22 protein-coding genes are annotated in these 25,841 nt (G+C 30.1%); 1 reads left to right on the top strand and 21 read right to left on the bottom strand.

Translation table 11 applies throughout. The features are described 5' to 3' along the window. Nucleotides 1–131: 131 nt before the first annotated feature. Nucleotides 132–2,885, bottom strand: a complete 2,754-nt coding sequence (locus tag EYW44_RS15620) for a PD-(D/E)XK nuclease family protein (protein ID WP_132724741.1) — start codon at nucleotides 2,883–2,885, stop codon at nucleotides 132–134. A gap of 274 nt (nucleotides 2,886–3,159) precedes the next feature. On the opposite strand from EYW44_RS15620, the gene EYW44_RS15615 reads away from it, so the two are divergent. After that, nucleotides 3,160–3,948, top strand: coding sequence for an amidohydrolase (locus EYW44_RS15615; RefSeq protein WP_132724739.1), 789 nt, complete (start codon nucleotides 3,160–3,162; stop codon nucleotides 3,946–3,948). Nucleotides 3,949–4,012: 64 nt separating this feature from the next. On the opposite strand, the gene EYW44_RS15610 is transcribed toward EYW44_RS15615, so the two are convergent. The 20 genes from EYW44_RS15610 to EYW44_RS15515 form a co-directional block, all read right to left on the bottom strand. After that, on the bottom strand, nucleotides 4,013–4,993 hold the full coding sequence (locus tag EYW44_RS15610; RefSeq protein ID WP_132724737.1) for an acyl-ACP desaturase: 981 nt from the start codon (nucleotides 4,991–4,993) through the stop codon (nucleotides 4,013–4,015). 26 nt (nucleotides 4,994–5,019) lie between these two features. Beyond that, nucleotides 5,020–5,748, bottom strand: a complete 729-nt coding sequence (locus EYW44_RS15605) for a lysophospholipid acyltransferase family protein (RefSeq protein ID WP_132724735.1) — start codon at nucleotides 5,746–5,748, stop codon at nucleotides 5,020–5,022. Between the two features lie 51 nt (nucleotides 5,749–5,799). After that, nucleotides 5,800–6,210, bottom strand: coding sequence for a hypothetical protein (locus EYW44_RS15600; RefSeq protein ID WP_132724733.1), 411 nt, complete (start codon nucleotides 6,208–6,210; stop codon nucleotides 5,800–5,802). Nucleotides 6,211–6,308: 98 nt separating this feature from the next. Then, nucleotides 6,309–7,931: a hypothetical protein gene (locus tag EYW44_RS15595; protein WP_132724731.1), complete on the bottom strand. Its 1,623-nt coding sequence runs from the start codon at nucleotides 7,929–7,931 to the stop codon at nucleotides 6,309–6,311. Between the two features lie 17 nt (nucleotides 7,932–7,948). Further along, on the bottom strand, nucleotides 7,949–10,567 hold the full coding sequence (locus EYW44_RS15590; RefSeq protein WP_132724729.1) for a TonB-dependent receptor: 2,619 nt from the start codon (nucleotides 10,565–10,567) through the stop codon (nucleotides 7,949–7,951). Between the two features lie 128 nt (nucleotides 10,568–10,695). After that, on the bottom strand, nucleotides 10,696–12,264 hold the full coding sequence (gene pgi, locus EYW44_RS15585) for a glucose-6-phosphate isomerase (RefSeq protein ID WP_132724727.1): 1,569 nt from the start codon (nucleotides 12,262–12,264) through the stop codon (nucleotides 10,696–10,698). A 7-nt stretch (nucleotides 12,265–12,271) separates the two neighbouring features. Next, the gene (locus EYW44_RS15580) at nucleotides 12,272–13,576 is read right to left on the bottom strand and encodes a M23 family metallopeptidase (protein ID WP_207893803.1); all 1,305 of its coding nucleotides are present in this window, start codon (nucleotides 13,574–13,576) and stop codon (nucleotides 12,272–12,274) included. Between the two features lie 88 nt (nucleotides 13,577–13,664). Continuing rightward, nucleotides 13,665–14,441 carry a DUF3108 domain-containing protein gene (locus EYW44_RS15575; protein ID WP_132724725.1) on the bottom strand — a complete coding sequence of 259 codons (777 nt, stop codon included), beginning with the start codon at nucleotides 14,439–14,441 and terminating at the stop codon, nucleotides 13,665–13,667. A gap of 66 nt (nucleotides 14,442–14,507) precedes the next feature. Further along, complete coding sequence (locus EYW44_RS15570) at nucleotides 14,508–17,078, bottom strand: carboxypeptidase-like regulatory domain-containing protein (RefSeq protein WP_132724723.1); 2,571 nt, start codon at nucleotides 17,076–17,078, stop codon at nucleotides 14,508–14,510. 1 nt (nucleotide 17,079) lies between these two features. Continuing rightward, nucleotides 17,080–17,997 (bottom strand): FecR family protein, encoded by a 918-nt coding sequence (locus EYW44_RS15565; protein ID WP_132724721.1) that lies wholly within the window; start codon nucleotides 17,995–17,997, stop codon nucleotides 17,080–17,082. Nucleotides 17,998–18,001: 4 nt separating this feature from the next. After that, nucleotides 18,002–18,520 (bottom strand): RNA polymerase sigma factor, encoded by a 519-nt coding sequence (locus EYW44_RS15560; RefSeq protein WP_132724719.1) that lies wholly within the window; start codon nucleotides 18,518–18,520, stop codon nucleotides 18,002–18,004. Between the two features lie 142 nt (nucleotides 18,521–18,662). Further along, complete coding sequence (locus tag EYW44_RS15555) at nucleotides 18,663–19,340, bottom strand: hypothetical protein (RefSeq protein ID WP_132724717.1); 678 nt, start codon at nucleotides 19,338–19,340, stop codon at nucleotides 18,663–18,665. A 126-nt stretch (nucleotides 19,341–19,466) separates the two neighbouring features. Next, a complete protein-coding gene (locus EYW44_RS15550; protein ID WP_132724715.1) occupies nucleotides 19,467–19,829 on the bottom strand; it encodes a hypothetical protein in 363 nt (120 codons plus the stop codon). Between the two features lie 45 nt (nucleotides 19,830–19,874). After that, nucleotides 19,875–20,432 (bottom strand): carboxymuconolactone decarboxylase family protein, encoded by a 558-nt coding sequence (locus EYW44_RS15545; protein WP_132724713.1) that lies wholly within the window; start codon nucleotides 20,430–20,432, stop codon nucleotides 19,875–19,877. A 351-nt stretch (nucleotides 20,433–20,783) separates the two neighbouring features. Next, nucleotides 20,784–20,990, bottom strand: coding sequence for a hypothetical protein (locus EYW44_RS15540; protein WP_132724711.1), 207 nt, complete (start codon nucleotides 20,988–20,990; stop codon nucleotides 20,784–20,786). Nucleotides 20,991–21,103: 113 nt separating this feature from the next. Beyond that, nucleotides 21,104–21,952: a helix-turn-helix domain-containing protein gene (locus tag EYW44_RS15535; RefSeq protein WP_132724709.1), complete on the bottom strand. Its 849-nt coding sequence runs from the start codon at nucleotides 21,950–21,952 to the stop codon at nucleotides 21,104–21,106. 15 nt (nucleotides 21,953–21,967) lie between these two features. Continuing rightward, on the bottom strand, nucleotides 21,968–22,885 hold the full coding sequence (locus EYW44_RS15530; protein WP_132724707.1) for a tryptophan 2,3-dioxygenase family protein: 918 nt from the start codon (nucleotides 22,883–22,885) through the stop codon (nucleotides 21,968–21,970). 97 nt (nucleotides 22,886–22,982) lie between these two features. Then, nucleotides 22,983–24,146, bottom strand: coding sequence for a 4-hydroxyphenylpyruvate dioxygenase (hppD, locus tag EYW44_RS15525; RefSeq protein WP_132724705.1), 1,164 nt, complete (start codon nucleotides 24,144–24,146; stop codon nucleotides 22,983–22,985). Between the two features lie 47 nt (nucleotides 24,147–24,193). Further along, the gene (locus tag EYW44_RS15520) at nucleotides 24,194–24,553 is read right to left on the bottom strand and encodes a four helix bundle protein (protein ID WP_132724703.1); all 360 of its coding nucleotides are present in this window, start codon (nucleotides 24,551–24,553) and stop codon (nucleotides 24,194–24,196) included. 59 nt (nucleotides 24,554–24,612) lie between these two features. Then, on the bottom strand, nucleotides 24,613–25,770 hold the full coding sequence (locus EYW44_RS15515) for a homogentisate 1,2-dioxygenase (RefSeq protein ID WP_132724701.1): 1,158 nt from the start codon (nucleotides 25,768–25,770) through the stop codon (nucleotides 24,613–24,615). Between the last annotated feature and the right edge of the window lie 71 nt (nucleotides 25,771–25,841).

The raw sequence follows: 25,841 nt of genomic DNA, 5'->3' as shown, positions 1-25,841 counted from the left end.
CTAAATTTAGAAATAATATTTTTAAAATCAAAACATTAGATTAACCAACAATAAAAACAACTAGAATTTTCACACGTAAATATGTTTGATTTTTTTAGAAGTAAATACGAAAAACTACTTTAACAATAAAATTAAAACGGTAAGTCTGCTGGCTCTGTAAAAGAAACTTCTGGATTATAAATTTCTTTAAGTAAAAGTGACACTTGTTCTATAAAATTAGCAATTCTTTCTGAAGTAACTTCGTGATCTTTTCCTCTATATTTTTCAGAAAAATTCAACTTCATAAATCCAGATTTTAGTTTTTTAAAGGAAATGATACCTGCTTCTAAAGGAATATCTTTATCTGTTTTCAAATTTTCAGTGTACATAAAAGCATACAATAATACCTGAATGGCTTTACTGTATTTAAAATCTAATATTTCTGAAACATCCGATACTTTTAAATCAGGCTCTTTTACGGCTCCTGTTTTATAATCAATAATTCTGGTAACACCATTTAATTCATCAACCCTATCAACTTGTCCATGAATTTTAATTGGAAAGTCAAAACCTTCAATATTAATAAAAGCTTCATAATCTTTTTCTACTTCTAAAATTTTAAGTTGATTATTCGTGTCTTTTAATAAGTCTTTTTCCTGCTGTAAAAAATTGGAAACAAATCGAACTGCAACTTCAAAAATCAATCTATTTTTTCCTGTAGAAATATCTCCATTTCTAAAGTATTCAGAAAAGTATTTGATAATGTAAGCATGCGTTTTGCTTTCCATATCTTTTACATTTTCCAATAATAGAAACTTCCCCACATAAGGTTCGTACAATTCTCTTAAGGTTTCATGTACTACTGTTCCTAAAGTATTAAAAGCTACTTCCTCTTCTATATCATCAAACTCTTTAATTTTTAGTACTTTTTTCTGATAAAATGCTAACGGATTGTACAAATAGTTGGTTAGAGCCGATGGTGAAAATCCTTTTTTAGCTAACTCTTTTAGCTTATCAATAATTTCATCGTTTTTTACAACCTCTTTGGTAATGGTTATCTGTGGATGAATTTTAGGGCTCACAGTTCTACTTTGAATATCTTCTTTTAACAACTCCAACTGTGTAATAAATCTGCTTTTTTCACCACCTCCAAACGAATCAACTTCAGTATTATAAATTAAAAAAACGTTTTTAGCTCTCTGAATTAATCTAAAAAAGTGATATGAAAAAATTGCGTCTTTTTCTGTATAAGTTGGTAAACCATAAGCAACTTTAGCATCAAACGGAATAAACGAGGTTTGTTTTGAGTTCCCCGGTAAAATTCCTTCATTTACAGAAGTAATAATTAAATTATCAAAATCTAACAAACGGGTTTCTAACATTCCCATTAACTGAAGTCCTTCTAAAGGCTCTCCTTGAAAGGATAAATTTTCTGATCCTATTAATTGATTAAAAAACTGATACAAGGTTTTTAAATCGGTAAAATATCCTAATGCTTTCTGATGATTTTGTAACTGAACAAAAACTGTATAATAGCGAAATAGAAACTCTTTTTCTAAACCTATTACTTCGTTTTTTAACCCATCAATTAACTTTAAAATTCTCTGTAAAAATTCATCAATATTAGTAAACTTAGAAAAAATATTTAATATTAACTTTTTAGTTTCAGGTCCTATTTTTGTTAAAAAAGTTGCTATAAAATCTTCTGAAATAAACGTGTGATTCTCTTTAAATATAATCGTTGTAATTACATCTGAAAGCGAATCATTGTCTACTGATAAAACTCGATGAATTAATGGATGTTTTAAAAATTTTACAACACTTTTATAATAAAATAAATTTACCTCTTGCTTTTTAAACTTATCCTGTAATAAAAAAAGCTGAAAAATAGATAAAATTAAGCTCGTAGTAGGCATATCTTTTAACGGATAACCCATTGTTATGTTTATAGAAGAAACATTCTCTGGAAGCGAATTTAAGGTAATAGGTAGTAAAGATTCATCTGATAAAACCAAGGCTGTACTATTATGACTTGGAAACTTAGACAACAACTCTCCTGCATATTTCATTTGAGAAATATTCTTGGCTGCTCCTATCAATTGAATGTTTTTTTCTTTCGAAAACCAATCTCCAACAATTTTAAGTTCGTTCGTTTGATAGTATTTCCATCTTGTTTTATATTTTCTGATAAAGTTACCCGCTTGATGATTTGAATGTAAAAAAGCCTGATCAATATCCCAATATATTTCGGTATTTCCTTCTAACAACATTCGACTAACAATAAGCTCTTCTGATTTATTCAATGCGTTAAAGCCAATAAAAAAGAATTGTTTTTCTGGATGCTCTTTTAAATACTCATCTATTTTTTTAGTTGACTCTCTATACATGCAACCTTGATACCCTATTTTATTTTCTAATAAAAAAGCATAAAAAGCGTCATAATATTCATTTAATTTTTCGGTAAAAGAAAAATGATCTTTTATTAGAGGGGTTTCTTTAAAAGTACCTTTTACAGACCATTTTTTTAATCGTTCTAAATCTCTGATATATATAAAAACATCTCTTGTATCTACTAAATGTTGATCTATTTCATTAAAATCTTGCAACACAGTAAATGCCCAAGATGAAAATGTATCAAACGAATCAGGGTTTTCTTCTTGCTCTTTATAAATAGTATAAAAATGAAATAGCAATTGAATAGAATCTATTTTTTTTATTTCAGAAACCTGTTCAATAAATTCTTCAATATTTAAAATTTCAGGTAAAAATCCGGTTACAGATGCATCTTTTAATGCTTGCTTTACAAATACTCCAGCTCTTTTTGATGGCAATACAAAAACAACCTCCTCAAAGTTTGTGGTGGTTTTTAATATATCCTGAATTGTTTCTTGAATAAATGTTTGCATTGCGTTAAATAACCGTATTATCAAAATCGTAACTCCACGTAAAAAAATATCATCTCAAAAATTGATGTTATTACGAATGAAACGCTGTGGAATGGATTAGTTTTCTTAAGTAAGAAGAAAAGTAGCAATCACATTCTGGGCAAAGAAACAAAAAGTAATTTACTTTCTATACCTGTTTTTAACTGATATGATATATTCCAGTGTAAAAAGTAGCAACTTAAACATACATGCTTCTAACTAAAATAGTTTACATTTGAAATAAAGAATATTGGTAATGAACACACTAAAAACAGCTTTTATCCAATCAAATTTGGTTTGGGAAAACCCAATAGAAAACAGAAATTATTTTACTGATAAAATCAATTCTATTTCTAATGATGTTGACCTTATTATTCTTCCTGAAATGTTTTCTACAGGATTTTCTATGAATGCTAATGAATTAGCTGAAAGCATGGATGGTGAAACTGTAGTTTGGATGCAAAAAATGGCACAACAAAAACAAACTGCAATTATTGGAAGTATTATTATAAAAGATTCATCTACCAACAACCCTATTTTTTATAATAGATTGTTATTTGTGTTACCATCTGGAGAAATTGAGTTTTATGATAAACGTCATACATTCACTTTAGCAAAAGAGCATGAAACTTTTGCTTCTGGAACTCAAAAGTTGATCATCGAATATAAAGGCTGGAAAATTTGTCCTCTTATTTGTTACGACTTGCGTTTTCCTGTTTGGGCTAGAAATGTAGAAAACTACGATCTATTAATTTACATTGCTAGTTGGCCTCAAAAAAGAGTAAATGCTTGGGATGCTTTATTAAAAGCAAGAGCTATTGAAAATATGAGCTACACTATTGGTGTAAATAGAATTGGTAAAGACGGTAACGATTTTGAATACGTGGGACATTCTATTGCTTTAGATTGTTTGGGTACTAATTTATCTAAAGAAAACAATGAAGAAGAATGTATTGTGTATACTGAATTACATAAAACCTATCAAGAAGAAGTAAGAAATAAACTAGGCTTTTTAAATGATAAAGATGTTTTTAGTATAAGTTAAAAGCTGAAAGTCTGAAGTTGGAAAATAACCTTTCTAACTTCAGACTTTTAACTTCAAGCTACCTCTAAGCAGGTATCATCCACTTAAAATTAAACTGTGTATCTGGTACTTTAATTCTTTCTGTAATTCGATACATTCTTTCTGGTAATTTCATTAAGTAATCTCTAGCTTTTTCTGCTTCTGCTGTTAAACCAGTTACTTTATCTATTTCCCAAGTATCATTTAACTTCTTTAAAATATCTACATAATCAAAACCAGTATAAACTCCTAATCGTTGTGCTACTGTAGAAAAATCATCAAATAAGCTTCCTTTTTCATTAAATGACTCACGTAAATGCATTGCTGGCATTATAATTTTGTGTTTCATCATTTGTTCAAAAGCCAACATCATTTCACTAGGATCTATTTGAAAAATCTCTTTTACAAAAGCCGTATATGCTTTATGATGACGCATTTCATCTCCTGCAATAATTCTAGACATTTTTGCTAATAACTTATGTCCTTTTTTACGTGCTATTTTAGCTACGTTATTGTGCGATACATAAGTTGCTAATTCTTGAAAACTTGTGTATACAAAGTTTTTATATGGATCAGTAGACGTACCAATATCAAATCCATCTGCAATTAAATGCTGTGTAGAAATTTCTACTTCCCTCATATTTACTCTTCCTGATAAATACAAGTATTTGTTTAATACATCTCCATGCCTATTTTCTTCAGCTGTCCATGCTCTAACCCATTTTGCCCAACCATTGTCAGGGTCTTGAGTTACACCATCTAAATCTAGTAACCAAGATTCATAGGTAGGTAATGCTTCTTCAGTAATTGTATCTCCTACTAATACTACCCAAAAATCGTCATCTAATTCTTTAGATATCTCTCTTATCTCTCTTACTTCTTCAATAAAATTATCACTTTGAGAGTTCGGTAAAAAATCGGTAGGTTGCCAAATTTTCTCTATAGGTATTAAATAATCTTCAACAAAACCATGGATTTTTTCTTCCAAGGTTTTCATCACTTCTTTTCTTACGTTATATATTGACATATATGGTTGTTGTTTGTTTCGTTGTTTTATAAGATAGCTCCTTTTACAGCATCTTCTACTTTAACTAATAATTCTTCAAACGGAAGACTATCTATTTTTATTGGCTCATGAGTAATGATAGTCATAGGACTTCCTACACCCAATGGAAACTTGCCATACTTAAAAATTTTCCACGAATTATTAATTGTTAATGGCACTACATATGCCTCTGGATTATACTTTGCTAATACTTTTAAACCATTAGACGCAAACTTTTTTGGAGCTCCATTTCTACTTCTAGTTCCTTCAGGAAAAATAGTAGCCGACCATTTGTTTGTATGAATCCTTTTTGCAAATTTAGCCATTTCAGTTAAGGCTTGCTTTCTATCTTTTCTATCTATCAATGCTGCACCTCCATATTTTAAATTGAATGAAATACTAGGAATTCCTTTACCCAATTCTTTCTTAGAAACAAATTTTGGAATGTGCTTTCTAAAAAACCAAATAATTGGAGGAATATCAAACATGCTTTGATGATTAGACACAAAAATGATTGTTTCGTTTTCTGGTATTGAATGTTCATTCTTTAAACGTACTGGTATTCCTAAAATCAAGAGCGATTTTACTAAAAACCAGTTCATAACATTCACTACATTTTGGTGTCCATTAGAACCAAAAATTTTTAATCCCAACCATTGTATGGGATGAAATACTATTAACAGTAAGAAAAAAACAATTGCAAAAATTGAAGATAGTAAGTAACTAATAATTTTCATATTTTGTTAAAATAAGATTCCCGCTGAAGCGGGAATTATATAAATACTTTTTTAAATCCAGTTATTCCAAGGTATCCTTGCTAGAATAAATAATAAAGCTAAGCCATAAAAAATAGCAAACATTTTAAATTTATCCTCGCTTTTAACTTTCTTCTTGTGTTTAGACCAACCAATGGTAATTAAAACAATTGCTAATATCATCATTGTAGGATGCTCAACTGCTAACAATCTATTTGTAGCATCTACACCATTTGCTTTCATTGATTTATACCAAGGCGACATAAAATACCATCCTAAACCTATTAAAAGTTGTATGTGTGTAGTTATTAAGGTAAATAACCCTAAACGGAATTCTTTATGTGTAAATTCTTTCTTTTGCACTAATCCGATAATTGCATTTACCACTGTAAAAATTAGCACAATTAGCACTATGTAAGCCCAATAAGAGTGAAGTGTCTTCATTGTTATTTATTAGTTTTTTAATAATGTAAAAGTACTGAATTTTATGCATAAAAAAACCACCTCTATTGAGGTGGTTTTTAATCTTTATAAATTCGATTTTACTCGTTTAATACATACTCTGTACCATCATGAATAAGACTCATCTCTAAAACACCGTCACCTGGCATCCATACGTTATAAGATACTACAAATTTTTGACCTTCTCCTAAAGTTTCAAAGTTGTTTAATAAAATAGTACTAATTTTAGCTCTTCTAGCTTCAACAGTTTCTTCATCACTTCCTTCTCTAATATCAAAGTTATTAAAACGTCCATTTCCTACTAAAACATAGTCTGCACCTGTTAATGTATATAAAATTGTATTATCAGGCTCCCATACACTACCGTCAAATCCATATTGTACCGTTAATTCTCTTGAACTACTCCATGAAGTACCATCAAAAACAAATGATATATTTTGAGTAGTTATTGTACCAGAACTAAAAGTATCATACTGTAAAGTTTTACAATCACCTACTGCCGCATAAGTATTCTCATCTTGATTCGCTAAAAATACCTCTAACAATCTCTGTGCCTCATGTCTATCTTCAATAGTAGATCCTGAAAAATTATCAAATCTTTGTCCTAATTCTCTATAATCATCTGATGTTAAAACATAAGGTCTTTCCCATACATTACCTAACGTATATCTTGTCGTTTGATCTACAGTTGAATCAGCATAAATATTATAAACTTCTGTATCGAATATACTATACCCTCCAGTAGCATCTAAAATAACATACATATTATCTTCCCCAGCTGATCCATTAAATGTTTTGTAAGAAACATTAAATATATCTCCTTGAACTGCAGTAGGAAAGTTTGCTAATAAAATAGTTTCTATCTTAGCTCTTCTTGCTTCTAAAGTTTCTTCTGCTCGACCAGGTCTAATATCAAAATTATTAAAACGTCCATTCCCTACTGAATCATAATCGTCATTAGTAAGCTCATAATCTTGTGGCGTTGTAGGAAAATCAATAATACTTAAAATCAGATTCATTGATAAATCTTCAACTCCACTACCATTAAATGCCTTGTAATCAACTTTAAAAGCTGTACCATTTTCTGCATCAGGAAAATTAGCTAATAAAATAGTTTGTATTTTAACTCTTCTAGACTCTAAAGTTTCTTCATTAGCACCAGGTCTAATATCAAAGTTATTAAAACGTCCATTCCCTACTGAATCATAATCATCATTAGTAAGCTCATAAGATTCTAAAGCCCCTTTAAAAGTTAAATCTACTACAGTACCTTTTTTTTCTGTAGCGAAATTTACACCTATAAAATTCAATACTTCTTCTTCAGAAGCAAAAGAATTATCAGTTGCTCCAAAATTCAAATAATCTTCTGCAGTTACTGTATAATCTATTTTTTTATAAAGTTGAGATGCTTTAAAAGTTAATCTAACTATAGATCCCTTTCCAAACATTGGATACTTCTTTTCTAATAAAACAGGTAAAAGCTGTTCTGATTGTTCTAAAGTCTCAAAAAACTCATTACTAAGATTAAAACCTCCTTCGTCCTCTTCATTTGTGTAATCTTCTGAAATTAATGTGTAATCAGTATCTCCTTTAATTACTTCTGAGCTTGTAGCATCTAGCTCTTCATAAACATCCTCTAATGGTTCACATGATGTAGTAAACACTAAAAAAAGAGCTAATAATGAATATATTATTTTTTTCATTTTATCTTAATTTTTAATTAAAACTTAATTTTTGCACCTAAACTAAACGTTCTTCCTGCTCCATACCATACTAAAGCACTAGCTGCTGTTCCACTTACATCCTGTGCATCAGAAATGTATTCTGTATCAAATATATTATTAACACGTAATGTTAATGTTGTATCAAAATCTCCAAAGTTAAATCCATGACGAATACTAGCATCAAAAGTATGATAGTTTGGCATTTTCCATGGTTGCCCCACTCTTTTAGGTTCATCTCTAGTTAAAGTTGGATCATTAGCTATCTCTTCAATTCTATCTTTTGATGTAAAGTTTTGACTAAAGCTAAAATCTGAATATAATTCTCCAAAATAATTATAATCTACAGTCAAACTTGACTTCTCCCAGAATTTATATAATAAACCTAAAGCAGCTGTAGTTTGAGCGGCATCACCTACTCTAACTCCATCTAATAATAAATCTACCTCTCCAACAAATTGTTGCTCTGGATCAAATACAGGCACTCTATATATATCGCTAGCCCATTTCCAGTCTCCTAAAGACCCCATACCAGTAACTGTTAAATAATCTGTTGGTTTCCAGGTAAAGTCAACTTCTACACCTTGATGTAATGCATCAACACCAGGTATATTTGTAGAAAATTGCTCTCCATTCTCTGCATTTAATCTTGTAGATAAATTACGATCTCTCCACTCTGTTCTATATACATTAAGATTAGCTGCAAATTTTTCTGCTCTAACTCCGTACCCTAATTCGAAAGATAATATTTTTTCAGTATCAGCATCTGCGTTTATACTTGAAGCTTCGTTATCGAAACGTGTAAATACTCCATTAAAGAAAGGAGCCCTTTCGAAATATCCCACATTAGCAAATACATTTTGTACTCCATCAATTTTGTAGTTTGCACCACCCTTAACACTATATCCTAAAAAACTATATGTGTCTGTTTCTCTATTTGGATCTGTAGCTAAATAGTTGAAATAATCAATTCTCTTATAAGAAGTATTAGAAATTGCTGTTGATAAAAACGCATTAAAATCACCTTTACTGTACTCAAACTGAGTAAATACTCCTTGCCAATCAACTATACCATCATTATTATAGCTAACTACATCACCCACATATTTTTCTCTTGGGTTAATAACATTATTTACATCGTTTTGATTACCATCACTATCAACATCCCAGTAGTAACTTCCTCCTAACAAATCAGTAAGTTCTCTGTAATGTAACCCTTTATAATGTCTAATATCTACTCCTCCAACAAAATCAAGATTTTCTACTAATTCTGTTTTAAAAGTAGTTAAACCTCCATACCATTCATGTTCGTTTTTAGATGCTAATAACACTGCTTCAGAACCTAATCCTGCAGTTCCATTAGCTCTATTTATAGATACAATATTATCAATATCAATTGGCTGATCAGCTCCTCCTATTCTGTTTTGAAATAAGTTTATATTAGAACCACCTCTGGCTCCACCACCACCTCTACCAATAGAGAAATAAAGAGCAGTAGATAAAGATGTTTTATCATTTATATCCCAGTAATGGTTTAAAGATGTTTGATTTTTATGGTAAAAGTTATCCTCTACGTGAACAACGTTTCCGTCTCTTAATCCCCAGTCTGGATTAAATCTGATACCTGATTCAGCTCTTCTATAAGTATCTATTGTACTTCTATTTTGTCTTTGACCATGTCTCTGTGGAGCTCCAAAAGTTGTTAACGATATAGTATGCCTATCATTAATTTCTTTTGAAATATTTGCAAAGTAATTCCATCCTTCAAATTCAGTTCCATCAACAAATCCCTGACCAGAAACTTTTGATACAGAAACTGTAGAAGCGAATCCGTTTTCCATTTTACCTGTTGATAATGTAAAACCATATTTTTGGTACCCATCATTACCAGTAGAAGCAATTATATTACCTCCTCTTTCAATATCCGTAGATTTTGTTACAATATTAATTGTTCCTCCAACTGAAGGTACAGCTACTTTAGAAGCTCCCAATCCTCTTTGTACCTGCATTACAGAAGTAACATCACCTAAACCTGCCCAGTTTGACCAGAATACTCTACCGTTTTCCATGTCATTGACTGGTACACCGTTGATCATTACACCAATGTTAACAGAATTAAACCCTCTTAAATTAATTCTACCATCTCCAAAACCACCTCCTGATCTTGTAGCATAAACACCAGGTGTAGATTTTAAAATTTCTGGAAATTCTTGAGTTCCTAACTTTCTTTCAATATCAGCAGCTTTTACTGTAGAAACAGCTACTGGAGTTTTTCTATCAATAGCTAATGACGTTGCAGTTACAACAATCTCATCTAATTCATTAGATGGTGCTAATTGAATTTCACCAAAATTTACAGCTCCTGTAAATTTTAATTCTTTAACTGCATAACCAACAAAAGATACAACTACAGTACCTTGACTTGATTTTGCATTTAATGTAAAGTTACCATCGAAATCTGTCTCAACACCATTCATGGTACCTTTTTCGATAACAGATGCACTTGGAAGTGGTTGTCCCATTTCATCAACAACTGTACCTGTTAACTTACTTTGACTTAATACCGTAGCCGAAATAAAAAGTAAAGCTAGTAGTAATAAATTTTTAAAATTTCTCATTATCCTTATATATGTTACTTTATTTTGAACTTGGCAAAATTCTATCTTTTAAAGCTTTTTTATATTAACTTAATGTTAACTTTTTTATGAGTTCCTTAAGAAAATAGGGGTTATTACCATATGTTAAGCTAATTTTTTAGTATTTTTTTAGCTAACTCTTTTCCTAACTCCACTCCAAACTGATCATAAGAGTATATATTCCAGATAATTCCTTGAACAAAAATCTTGTGTTCATAGATAGCAATTAGCTTTCCTAATGATTTTGGGGTTAGTTTGTCAAATAAAATTGCATTACTTGGTCTGTTACCTTCAAAAACTTTAAATGGTAATAATTGATTTACTTTATCTAAATCTCCATTTGTTTTTAACTCTAAATGAACTTCCTCTTTTGTTTTTCCAAAAGCTAAAGCTTGCATTTGAGCTTCATAGTTTGCCATTAGCTTCCTATGATGATCTTCATATCCATGTAAACTTTCTTTATAACCAATAAAGTCTGCAGGTATTAATTTAGTTCCTTGGTGTACTAATTGCATAAATGCATGTTGCATATTTGTTCCAGTACTTCCCCAAATAATAGTTCCTGTTTGATATGTGATTTTATCTCCATTTCTATCTACAGATTTACCATTACTTTCCATAATAGCTTGTTGTAGGTAAGCTGGTAGCTTAGATAAATATTGTGTGTATGGTAAAATAGCCTCAGTTTCTGCTCCGTAAAAATTATTATACCAAACGCTTAACAATGCTAAAACCACAGGAATATTTTGATCAAACTCTGCTTCTTTAAAATGACTATCAACCTCTTCAGCTCCTTGCAATAACTCTTTGAAATTATCAAAACCAACAGCTAAACTTATAGATAAACCTACTGCAGACCATAAAGAGAAACGTCCTCCTACCCAATTCCACATTGGGAAAACATTATTTTTATCGATACCAAAATCATAAACCGCTTCTAAATTTGTAGATACAGCAACAAAGTGTTTGGCTACATCAAAAATTGAAGCTGATTTTAAGAACCAATTTTTAATGGTGTTGGCATTACTAATTGTTTCTTGTGTAGTAAATGTTTTAGATACAATTACAAAAAGTGTAGTTTCTGGATTAATTTTACGTAATACTTCTGCAACATGATCTCCTTCTACATTAGATACAAAGTGTACATTTAATTTATTCTTATAAAACTTTAATGCTTCAACTACCATATCTGGACCAAGATCAGATCCTCCAATACCAATATTAACTACATCTGTAATGTTCTTACCTGTATATCCTTTCCACTTTCCAGAAATGACCTTATTACTGAAAGCTCTTATTTTTCGTAAAGTAGTTTGTACTTTAGGTTTGATGTCTTTACCATCTACTAGTATAGCTTCTTCAGAAGTACTTCTTAAAGCAGTATGTAGTACTGCCCGTCCTTCAGTTGCATTTATAGTATCTCCTGAAAAATATTTTTCAATTGCATCTTTTAATTGTACATCATTAGCTAAACCAACTAATAAATCTAATGTTTCTTTTGAAATTTTATTTTTCGAATAATCTAACTCAACATCATCTAATGCTATCTTAAACTTTGAAGCCCTATCACTGTCTTCTTGAAAAAGCTCAGTAAGAGTAGTTGTGTTTAATTGATTAAAATGTTCTGTTAGTTTTTTCCAAGATTCTGTTTGCGTTGGGTTGGTGTTGATTAAAGCCATAATTTAATTAGTTCTTGAGTGCAATTGTTTTGTCTTCTATTTCTTGTGCTGGTTCTTGATCTGTTAACGACGGCAATGGAATGCTATCTAATTGTTGTTTTAACGGATTTATAAACTCGAAATATTTAGGTTTTAAACTATCTGCCATTGGCTTGGCAGTTGGTAATTTTTGTCTGAAGGGATCTACTTGTCTTCCATTTTTCCAAAAACGATAACATACGTGAGGTCCACTGGTATTTCCAGTCATTCCTACCCATCCAATAATATCACCTTGTTTTACATAATCTCCTACTCTCACCTTTCTTCTTTTCATATGTAAATACTGAGTAGTGTAAGTACTATTATGCTTTACCTTTACAAAATTACCATTTCCTCCTCTTCTTGCTGATTCTATTACGGTTCCACTTGCAGTAGTCATAATTGGTGTTCCGTAAGGCGCAGCAAAATCAGTTCCTAAGTGTGGTCTGATTTTATTACCATATAATTTTATTCTTCTACGTAAATTATATCTTGATGATATTCTATACTGAAATTTTATAGGTGCTTTTAAAAATTGACGTCTAAGTAAACCTGCTTCATCATCATAATAATCAGCATTTCCTTTTATTGAATCACTTACATAGTGATATGCATACAAATCATTCCCTTTATGATTAAAGACTGCTGCTTTTACTTTTCCATAACCAACAGGTACCGTATCATTGATAAATTTTTGTTCGAAAATAATTTTAAAAGTATCATCTTTTTGAAGTCTGTAAAAATCGACAGTCCAAGAATATATATCAGCTACCTCATTTGCTAAAGTTGGACCGTAACCTAAAGTATCTAATGCTTGTGAAAAATTATCTACTATTTTTCCTGACACTTCTCTTTCCAAAACTCTGATAGGTTTTTTATATGTATAGGCCTCGATTACTGAATCTTTAAACTTTACTATCGTAGATTCTACTCTATTTACCTTGTAAATAAACACTTGTGCTGCTTCTAATGAATCTTTTGAAGCCAAAATTGTGTAGGGTTTTCCTGCTCTCACTTTTCTAACATCAAAAGTATCTTTTATAATCGTAGCAATTTTATTGATTTTTGGATACAATACATGATGTCTATCTAAAATAACCCCAAAGCTTTCTCCATTTTTTATGGTATCATTTACAACTTTAAATTTATTAAAATCAAAACCATATCTAATATCTTGTTCCGGTTCTTTTACTTCAACAATTGGCTCTGGTGCCTCCTCTGCTTTTTCTCCTTTACAAGCAAGAAAAAAAACAATTACAAATAGGAATGAATAGATGTAGTGTTTAGTTCTCAAAAATTTGCTTTTTTTATTTTTATGACAAAAGCAAATGTACAAATAAAAGTATTTGGGCGTGTTACTTTAACAACTAACTAACACTAATTTAGTCGAAAACGATTTCGAATGGGTTAGCCAATCCTTTATAAGCCTCTAATTCAGCCCTCAAAGAACCTACAGCCAAAGAAGCTTTCATTTTAATTGGTATTTTATTATCATCAGCAGTAATCCAAAGTGTAACACTTTCATTGGCTTTAAAAACTCTTCCTGCTTGTACCAAAGGTCTAAATTTTTGTGTTTTAATTTTACCAAACTTGGTTTTAAGAGTTTCGTAACCTAAAAAATGAAGTTTAAAAGGGAAATTTTTATTGTCTAAAAACATATCAACATCTATTTCATCTCCTTTTTTCATGTTTTTAGTATCATGATTTCTTAAAAAGTAAAATGTTGAAATCATATCTTGTGGACCATTAATAGATATGATGGTGTCTTTTTTGCTGATAAAATCTTCTACAAAAGCAGTGTTTTTATCATAATCAAAAGTTACATGCTTATGTTTTTTATATCCTCCTTCATCAATTTTTCTTTTAAACAAGTAAGGTTTTACTTCTTCTACATCAAAATAACTTTCATAAGTATCGTCTACTTTAAAAAACCATCCAACAACACTAGAAGTTTCTCCATGACCCAACGCATGCAATACCTTTTTACCTTCTAAATTTTCTTCTTTAAGTTCTAAAGTTGCAGTTCCTGCTTTTAAAAATCCGCTGTAACTCATTCTATACCTAAGCCATTCTCCGTCTTGAAAAGCTGTAACTTTTTCTTGACTAAAGCTTAATATTGTACTTAATAGAATTGTAAAAATTAGAATTTTGTTTTTCATAATCTCAAACTTATAAAAAAAGTACGACAATTACTGTTCCAAAAAAATTAATTAGCAATTTTATAACTAAAACTGAATTCTAAATACTACGTTAGGAGTAAAACCTAATGAAAACGTATCTACAGTATTTATTAATTTAGAAGACGTAACAGGGTCTTTAGTTTTCTCATAGGTCCTTCTTAAAATATTTCTTCGATCATAAATATTAATGAATGAAACTCCTACTTTGGATTTTATATTTCGTTTCTTATTCCAATAAAATTCATACGTTGCGGAGGCATCTAAACGATGAAAATGAGGCAACGAACTCTGATTAAAACCTTTTAATTCTTGTATTTCAAACTGAGCTTCTGACAGTTCGCTATTTACAACTTCACTAAATGGTAAACCATTCCTAAATGTCCATCCCAAAGAAAAATCAAAATTTCCAAAACCAATTTGTTGAGCTACGTATAATGAATTAGAAATATTAAAATTCCCTTTAAAAGACTTTCCTTGATTAAAACCAAAAGAATCTAAGGTACTCTCTCCAAAACTATAACTTATCCAAGTACTTATATCTTTATTCCAATTTTTTTTCGCCAATACATCAACACCTAAAATTGTTGCATTTCCATTATAAATACTCTCTCCACTCGTATTGTCAAATCCTGTTGATAATGAAGTTAAACCATCTACTTTTTTATAATAGGCCTCTGTATCTAACAACCACCCCTTTTTTTCAAATAATACTCCAAAAGTTACTTGTTGACTTTTTAAAACAGGAATATCTTTACCATTTGAAATTGCCCACAATTCATTTTCTAAACCAAAATCAGAAGTAAAAAACTCAATAATTTTACTTGTATATTGCTGTTTTATCTCTCCTGAAGCATTTAACCAAAAAGATGGAAGTACCTGAACTCTTCCATATACCCTAGGTTCTAAAAAAGTCTTCTTTAATAAAGGCATATAGCTAACACGACCTCCAATATTAAAATTATATTTTTTGGATTTACTTAACACATATTCTGCCAATAATGTTTGTTGATTATTTATCTTTTTATCTTTATTAGTAGTACTTGAAGGAAAATCTGTGTTTTCTTGTTCTAAACTAAATGAAATATCACTGTGTGTAAATTGATAACCAAAATTAAGTTCACTTATATCATTTAACTTTTGATTAAAAATAGTACTAAAAGTAAATTCTTTAATCTCATTGTTCTTGATTGTTGAATCATAAATTATATTATCTCTTTTTTTGTTACCATCATAAAACAACTTATAATTTGTATAATGCGCCCCTGTTTCTTGAGATAAATTTTCGTTCCAATCTCTATTCCAAGTTATACCATAACCTTCATTTTGAATGTCAATAAAATCGAATCGAGATTGATTATCAGCCTCGTTGTTCAATTCATACTCCAAATCATTTTTAATTCTAATTTGTTGTAGTGATATTTTATTCTTATCGTTAAGTTGATAAATTACTTTGGTATTAAAATCAATGAAACTAAAATTATTTTCATCTTCTATAAAAGGCTGTTCTTCTGCCTGTGTTTCTCCATCAGCAATTGCTGTATTTTGAAATACTTTTTGAGAAAGTTTATCAAACGTTGGAGTATCTAACAAATCAGAAATTGAACGTCTGAAAGAAAACTGCACTCCTAATTTTTTACCTATCGGAATAGTTGCATTTACATCTGCATTGGTAAAATTAAAACCTGCTCCAATGCTCATTTTTTCAGGAACATCTGTCATGGTTTCAATATCTATAACCCCAGCAATATGATTTCCATATTTCGCATTTGATGCATTTTTATACACTGTAACATTATCAACAACATAAGGGTTAAACGCTGAAATTGATCCAAAAAAGTGAGAGGTATTGTATAATTTTATTCCATCAAATAAAATTAAATTCTGATCTGGAGTTCCACCTCTAATATGAATTCCTGATGCATTTTCTATTGGGCTTTGTATTCCTGGTAATTGCTGAGTACTTAACAATACATCTGCCTCAGTTAAACCAGGCAAAACCCCTTGTTTTCTAGGAATTAACGTAATTGCACCATCGTTTTTCTTTACAACTCCATTTGTTAAATAGCTAGAAATAATTACTTCATTTAGCGTATTAACATCTTCTTGTAAAAATAACTTAACGCAGTCTCCTTGTGGTAAATCTCTAACTGATTTTTTAATATCAGTATATCCTATAAATGATATGGTTATTGAATCTTTAGCTTGAAGATTTTTTAATTCAAAATATCCTTTTGAATTTGTTCCGACACCTTTATTTGTATTCGTAATTGCGGTAGCATCTGTAAGTACTTGTTTAGTTTCAGCATCATATATATAACCACAAATAGTTATTTTATCAAGCTTTTCAGATACGGTGTAATAACGGTCGCTAATTTTTTTTATTTCTAATCCTGTTTTTAACTCTATTTCAGACAACAGTTTACTTAATAACTCTTTGTCATTTTTCTTAAGAAACATCGATTTAGAATTCACCACTTCTTCAGAAAATGAAAACTTGATATTAAATGTGTTTTCAAGAGTATTTAATATCTCTTTTAAAGACACCTTCTCTTTTTCTTGTGCAAAAATTGTAGTTGCTAACAAGAAAGAGATGATTAACAGCTTAAATTTAAACATTCTATTTATTTCGAAGTATCACTTTATTTTTTTCTATGGAGTAATTAAGATTCATAGAATTAGAAATTGTTTCTAAAGCTATTTTTATATCTGTATTAGATATGCTCCCTGAAAAACGTTTCTCAAGATTTATATTTTCTGAAACGACTTCTACCCCATACATTTTTTTCATATTTTCTATAATAAATACAAGTGGAGTATTATTGAATGTGCTTTCAAAGTTTTTCCAAGAAGGATTACTTTCAACAAAATTCCACTCTTCAAATTCATCTTCATTAATCTGTCGTACTGCCTTTCCTCTTGTTAAAATGTGTTTTTTATTGTTTCTCTCAACCAACACCTTACCCTCAAAACACTGTACTTCTAAGAAGTTCTTATATTCGTTTACATTAAACTGTGTTCCTAAAACACTCACATTACCTTCATTGGTAACTACTGTAAATTTGCTTCCTTTTTTTACTTTAAAAAATGCTTCTCCTTCAAGATTTATCGTTCTTGTTTCATTCCATTTTTTCTCACTAAATGATACAGATGAACTCGCATTTAAAACTACCTCTGAACTATCTGGTAACATAACTGCTAATTGCTCTCCAAAACCTGTTTCATAAGTTTTATTAAAGTTTAAAAACTGAAACAAACCAAAAAATAATAAAAGAGCTGCTGCAATACCAGAAACTATATAACTTCTTTTTAGCGTAAATACAGGCACCTCATTTTTCTCTTCCTTTTCAGTTTTCGCTAAAAAGTTTTTAAATGAAGCATCTACATCAATTGTTGGCGCTTTAAACTCTGTAGAATAATCTAATATTTTTTGGTAACTATTAAATTCTTCTAATGATTTTAATATGTCCAATTCAGTAGAAGAAATAGATCCCTCAATATACTTGTTTAATAACATGTCGAATTCTTGATTTTCCATCAACTTATATCCCTTCTATTTTTGTTCGTAACTTCTTAAGAGCACTGCTCATCCTCTTCTCTACTGCTTTTACTGATATGTTTAGTAATTCAGCTATCTCTCTGTATTTTTTCTTATCTATTCTATTTAATAAAAAAACTTCTCTCTCTTTGTCAGATAAATCTGCAATTGCGTTTTGTAGTTTTTTCAAAAACTCTTTTTCTTCTAATAAAAACTCAGGATTTTCATTTGTTGAGTTTTTATTGTTTACTGATAATTTTTGATGCTCTAAAACTACTTTTTTATGAGAAACCATGTTTAAAAAAGAATTAGATGCCATTTTATACAACAACGATTTTACTGTTGAAAAAATAATTTTAGCACAATTCTTCCATATTTTCATAAAACACTCTTGAACAATATCTTCAGCCACATCTATATCTCCTGATTTGTAGTAGACATAGTTGCGCAAAGCTGTTACATGAGTTTTATAAACTTCTTCGAATACCTTCGATTCACATAATGATTTCTCACTTTCTTTCATTAAGGCAAAATTACATTTTTTTTATAAAGTTTACCTTATCAACGTTCTGATTTTTAAGTTAAAGCAGTAGTTTAAACGTTAATAACAAACATGATGTTTAACTACTGCTTATCACTTTGTGGAAAATCAACTAACTTTAACTTTATTCCTCTTCTTCTACCAATCTTATATCATCAACAGCAGCAGATGATCCTACAATTTCAACTACTAAGTTATAAGCTCCTTGTGGTAAATCATTTGAAAGGTTTTTAGCATAAGCTACCCAACCTTTTTCATCTACTGATACTTTAAACTTTTCTACATATTTAAACTCAGAATCTTCCCCTGAATATTGCACATCGCTTTTTTCTATGTAAATATTTACTTCATAAGTATTATTACCCCAATCAGTAAAATCACCTGGCATGTAATATTTAAACTTAATTTTTGTTTTTTCTTTAGCTAAATCTTTATTAATAATAAACTGTGTTTTTACAGCTGCATCAAAATATCCTCCACATCTTCCCATGTCTAATCCTAAAAAATGAGTATCATTTCCTTTGAAGTCATATCCTTTCCATTCTCCAAAATCTGAGCTCTCACCTCTGTAAAGGGTTCCGCAAGTTATATCAACCCCATCTAAATCGGTAACTACTTCATCTTCTATTGCATCTCCTAAATAATGCCCTACAAAACCTTCATTACCTTCTTCAAAATCGAATTTTACAATTATACCTTCTTCCTCTTGTGAAGCCCCTGGATTCACTACTACATTTTCTTCACTAATACAACTTATAAATAAACATAAACATGCTATAAAAGGTAATTTTATAAACCTCATTTTTAATTATTTTACTGTTATACGCATATAGTACAGCCATACTTTTTTTTACCCTACCTTTTTTTCAAAAAAAAAATCGAAAGATTTCTCTTTCGATTTTTATACATGCAAAATAACCTCAATTATTTACTCTACAATTAGCGTGTATTGTGGGGTTTTATTTAAAGGACAGAAATACACATACTCTCCTTTTTTTAATGTTACTTTCTTAGAAGTTGACTTTGAATTGTTTTTTACTAATGAAGTAACATACGCATTTTGAATATGATTTGCTTGATCAGTTTTTCCTTTTGGAGCTAATACAAATCCTACGTCAATACCTACATTTGAATTTGCAATTTCAAAAATGTAAGTTCCTTCTGATAATGTTAATGCTTTTTGAGTAAACTCTCCTTTTGTTTGTTCTAATGCTACAGTTTTAGCTTCTTGTGCGTTTACATTAAATGCTACTCCAACAGCAAAGAATAATATTGCGATAAATTTTTTCATGATTTTAGTGTTTAAATATTTAAATAATTTTTATTGTTTTTTGTTTTATGAATTCACTGAGAATTTTCCTGCTTCTACTTTTGGAAAATCAATTTCTGTTTCTGCAATATGGTTTACATAATTTGTTAATGTATTAGAAACCACATTTAAAACAATTTCTAAAATATCTCCATCAGTATACCCTGCAGCTTTAGCTTCATTAAGCTCTTCTGTAGAAATATTTCCTCTGTGTTTTGTAATACTTTGAGCTAATTTTAATCCTACTTCTGTTTTAGCATCCGCAGAACGACCTTGTCTATTTAATTCTGTTTGCTCATCTGTTAAACCGTTCATTTTCCCTATTGCTGTATGAGCAGATAAACAGTAGTTACAGTTGTTTTCTTCTGCAATAGCTAAAGCTAATTGCTCTCTAAACTTATTTGAAAAGTTACCACTTGCTGTTAACTCTCCTAATGACAAATAACTTTGTAAAGTTGCTGGAGAATTACCAAATACTTTAATAAGGTTTGGAATAAATCCTAATTTGTTTTGAACTGCGTCAAATAATTCTTTAGATTTTCCTGTTGTTGTTTCTGGGTTTAATGTTTCAATTCTTGTACTCATAATTTCTTTATTTTTAATTTAATTCTTTATTACTTAATTCTGTTTGTTCGTCGTATTCTTGGTATCCCCAACAATTCGGACAATGATGATATTCTGCTCTCATAATTCTTGGTTTTTAATTCTGATACAAAGATGCAACCGAATCACTCCTCAAAAATTGGACAAAAGTTCCTTTGTCTTGGACTTATTCTTTTTTAAATAAAAAATCACTCTAAAAAGTGATTTTTAGAGTGATTTTGACAATGTTTTACAAAAATGAAAACTAAACGTTATTTATTATTATATAAATTAATACCGTTTTAAATAGCTTCACTTTTCAACTAAATCTCATTACATTTAAAATAGATGTCATTATAATTCAACAGGAACTGGAGCATCACATTGAGGATCCCCAACTAAACATCTACTGTCATGTGGAAAATAATGACCATTATAATATTGACATACTGTTTCTGTTACATTAAAAAGATAATACTGACAAAAGCGTATTCCTCCATTAACTTTTTTTAATTCATTTACCTTTAATACCGTTCCTAATTTCGAAATGTTTTTAAACATGATTGTTGTGATTTAAGATTAATTCTAGCATTAAACTAATCCATATAACAATACTAAAATGAACAAGTAGACAAACAATTAAAATCCGTCTTCAAATATATTTTAACAGTAGACTAATTATGTTTTGTTTGTTTTTTAAATTGTGCTGGAGAGCTTCCTTCAGATTTTGTAAAGAAGCGTGAAAAATAAGCTGGATCATTAAAACCCAACTCAAAAGCGATATGCTTTACTGGTTCTGTAGAATATATTAACAATCGTTTAGCTTCTGTTATAATTCTACTTTTAATAAAATCACTTGGTGTTTGTGTGCCTATTTTTTGAAAGTGTTTTGTAAGTGATTTTGGCGACACTCCTAATCTGTTAGCATAATCTGTTACGCTATGCAGTTTTTTAAAGTTTTGCTCTACTAATAAGCTAAAATCTTTGAATAATTTAGTTTCAGCGTCTTCTTTAATAGTGTCAAACTCTTTTTTTATTCTTACTGAATAAATTATAAATTGTTTTAAAAACGACTGCAACATATCATATTGAGCCGTTTCATCTAACTCGAATTCTTCGATTAAACTTTCTAAAATAAAATTAAGCTTATTAGTATCTTTTTGTGATGGAACCACAAAAGGTGTTTCATATACATTATTAAACAGCACTCCGTTACACGCTATTTCAGTATCGTGCGTTTGAATGCAATAAAAATCTTTCGTAAAATTTAATTGATATGCTTCCTTAATCTTTTCAGACTCTACTGTAAAAACCTGACCTGGAGAAAGGAAAAACAATACATTCCCATCAAAAGAATAACTCTTAAAATCAATATTATAAACTCCCTTACCTTCTTTTATCCAAAAAATTTTATAATCATCAACCTGTTTAGGTTCATTAACAACACACGCTTTTTCAAAATCTACTAACTGTAGTGAAAAAACGTTTTGAAAATCATATGTTTTTATTTCTTGAATAGCCAAAAAGCAAGTTATTTTTTAAAAAGTTCCCCAATTTTCTAATTCCTCTTTACTCCATAAGTAAGGGAAAAATACTCTTCTTTGGTATTTTGGATGTAAATATTTACGCCAACTACTTCCTCCTGTTGCTTCAATATCTTTATCGCTTCCTCCTAAATATTTACCCGCAGCATTATAATGTGCCATTACCCATTTTACATTTACTGTATAATCGTAATGTCTCATTGCTTTTACTAAAGCTTCATCTTCTTGAATTTCTTGTGGTAATTGCTGAAACTTCTTTGATAAATTTATATCGTTATAATCTTCCATAAACTCTATAAATTCACCCATATATTTTTTCTCAAATAAAGTAAGAAGTGTCGTTTTTTGTCCGGTAGTATAATTTTTACCAGCAGCTTGCCAGTATAAATGGTCGTAAGCATTTTTAAAAGACGAATTACGATCAATAGAACCTCTAAATCTTACATCAATTAAATTAATTAATTCTGTTGATGCGAATTCTACTTTTCTATATTGAGCACTCTGGAATCCACTAGCAGGAGTTAAAGTATTTCTAAACTTTAAATACTGATCTACATCCATACCCTCAGCCATTACATTGAATGAATTGCATAGCACATCAAAATAACGACTAATTCTCATTAAATGCTTTGAAAACTTTTCTGCAGATATTTCATTACTCTTCGCTACCTGATCTATTTCCCATAATACCATTTTAAATAACAATTCATTTACCTGATGATACATGATAAACACCATTTCATCTGGCTCTGTTGTTCTTGGTATTTGTAAGCCTAATAATGCATCTGTTTGAATATAATCCCAATATGTAATTGGCTTACTCCATAACAATCCTTCTAGCATTGCCTCTACAGGTACACCTAGCTTTTCGTATTTTTCTTCAATGGCTTTTAAAAGCTCCTCTTTGTTCATTTGTTTCTTTTAAAGTATAAGATTAGAGAAATAAGAACCAAGATACAAGACAAAATAATGTCTTGACTCTTGGTTCTTTGCTCTGGTATCTAATTTTTTATAAAGTTCCTCTTCGTTGTTGTTCTCTTTCTATTGATTCAAACAACGCTTTAAAATTACCAGCTCCAAATCCTCTTGCTCCCATTCTTTGAATTATTTCAAAAAACAATGTTGGTCTATCTTCAACTGGTTTTGTAAAAATCTGTAATAAATACCCCTCTTCATCCGCATCGACCAAGATAGATAATTCTTGTAATTTAGAAATATCTTCTTTCATTATTTCCATATGCTCACCTAAACGTTCTGGAATCATATCGTAATATGACTGTGGTGGAGGCGGTAAAAACTCTACTCCACTTGCTTTTAACTGACTTACTGTTTTTACTATATCGTCAGTAGCAACTGCAATATGCTGCACTCCTTCACCTTCATAAAAATCTAAATACTCTTCAATTTGCGAACGTTTTGCTGCTTTAGCTGGCTCATTTATAGGAAACTTAATACGTCCATTACCGTTACTCATTACTTTACTCATTAAAGCTGAATACTCGGTATGTATTTGTTTGTCGTCAAAAGATAAAAAGTTTACAAATCCCATTACATCTTCATACCATTTCACCCATTTATTCATTTGGTTCCAACCTACGTTTCCAACCATGTGGTCAATATATTTTAAACCTGCTGATGGTGGATTGTAATCTGATTTCCATTCCATGAAGCCTGGTAAAAAAGCTCCATTATAATTTTTACGCTCTACAAACATATGAACTGTTTCTCCGTAAGTAAAAATACCTGCTCTTACTACCTCTCCATGCTCATCTTTCTCTACAGTAGGTACCATATAAGACTTTGCACCACGTTTTGTAGTTTCTTCCCAAGCTTTACGAGCATCTTCTACCCAAAGTGCTACAACTTTTACGCCATCACCATGTTTAACTATATGATCATTAATTGGTGATTTACTATTTAATGGTGTTGTTAAAACTAAACGAATCTTATCTTGTTTTAACACATAACTTACTGAATCAGTAGATCCTGTTTCTAATCCTTTGTAAGCATATGATTGAAATCCGAATGCTGTTTTATAATAGTGAGCAGACTGTTTTGCATTACCTACATAAAACTCAACATAATCTGTTCCTAAAAGTGGAAGGAAATCTTGTGCTCCTTCAAATATTTTTTCTAAACCGTAGTTTACTGATTTTATTTCTTTATTACTCATTGTTAGTCTTAATTTGAATAGAGAAATTAGAATAGAGATAAGAGACTTTATAGTTTATTTTGAAAACTCATTGTCATTTTTTGAAACTCTGCTATTTTATACTCTAACTTTTCTATTTGTTCATTTGTTATATAATTTCTTTTAAAAGCAATTATTAATTGTGTTTCCAGTTCAAATGATGAACCTAGGGAAATATCTAAAAAATGAGAAAAAGACTTATCAGTTCTCGATGATCCTTCAGCTATATTACTAGGAATAGAAACTGAACATCTATTAATTTGAGATACTAAACCAAATTTTTCTTCTTTTGGGAATAAATCAGTAGTCTTATATACGTCATCTACAATCTCAACTCCTAAATTCCAAATTTTAAGGTTCTTATAATTATGTCTTTTTCTATTGTTCATTTTAATTTGTCTTTTTTCTTATTTCTCTTTTCTAGCTTCTAAATTGATACATTAAAGTGTTACTCCAACCATGACTTATAATAGTCTTCATCTGCAATCTTCATTGCCTCTTCTGTTACCTTTAATGGTTTAAACGTATCAACCATTACTGCTAACTCCTCTGTTTCTGTTTTTCCAATACTTCTTTCAGTAGCTCCAGGGTGTGGACCATGAGGTATTCCTGCTGGATGTAATGAAATATGACCTGCATCTATATCATTTCTACTCATAAAATCTCCATCAACATAATACAATACTTCATCAGAATCTATATTACTATGGTTATATGGTGCTGGAATTGAATTTGGATGGTAATCGTATAAACGAGGTACAAAACTACAAATCACAAACGCATCTGTTTCAAATGTTTGATGCACTGGTGGCGGTTGATGAATTCTACCTGTTATAGGTTCAAAATCATGAATAGAAAAAGCATATGGATAATTAAATCCGTCATAACCAACTACATCAAAAGGATGTGTAGCATATACCATTTCTATAATTTCGTCTTGCTTCTTTATTTTTATTAAAAAATCCCCTTCTTCATCGTGTGTTTCTAATTCTTGTGGTTGACGAATATCACGTTCGCAAAAAGGAGCATGCTCTAATAATTGTCCAAACCAGTTTCTATATCGCTTCGGAGTATAAACAGGTCTGTAAGATTCTACAATAAACAAGCGATTATCTTCTGTATCAAAATCTAGCTTATAAATCATTCCACGAGGAATTACTAGATAATCTCCATATTTAAAATCAAGATTTCCCATATGAGTTCTTAATTTTCCTGTTCCCTTATGTACAAAAATTACTTCATCAGCATCTGTATTTTTGTAAAAGTAGTCGGTTGTAGATTGTTTTGGAGCCGATAAAATAATATTACAATCAGAGTTTGTTAATACTATTTTTCTACTTTCTAAATAATCATTCTCTTGAGGCACTTGAAATCCTCTAAATCGGTACGATTGAATGTTATTATGTTTAGCTATTTTGGGAGCTACAGAATATTGTTTTTTAATCTCTTTTACTTGAGTTGGGCGATGTTCATGGTATAAATTCGAAGACATTCCATCAAACCCTATAGTACCAAATAATTGCTCATAGTATAAATTTCCGTTTGGTTTGCGAAATTGTGTATGACGCTTTGGTGGTATTTTTCCTAATTTATGATAAAAAGGCATTTTATAATTCGTTAATGTATTAATATTACCTGTATTGATGTTTATTAAATATAAACACCAACAAGTTTTTA

The sequence above is a fragment of the Tenacibaculum sp. M341 genome, from assembly GCF_004337695.1.
GTDB lineage: Bacteria > Bacteroidota > Bacteroidia > Flavobacteriales > Flavobacteriaceae > Polaribacter.
Note: the sequence above shows the minus strand (reverse complement) of the source record. Positions and strands in the feature narration are given on the sequence as shown.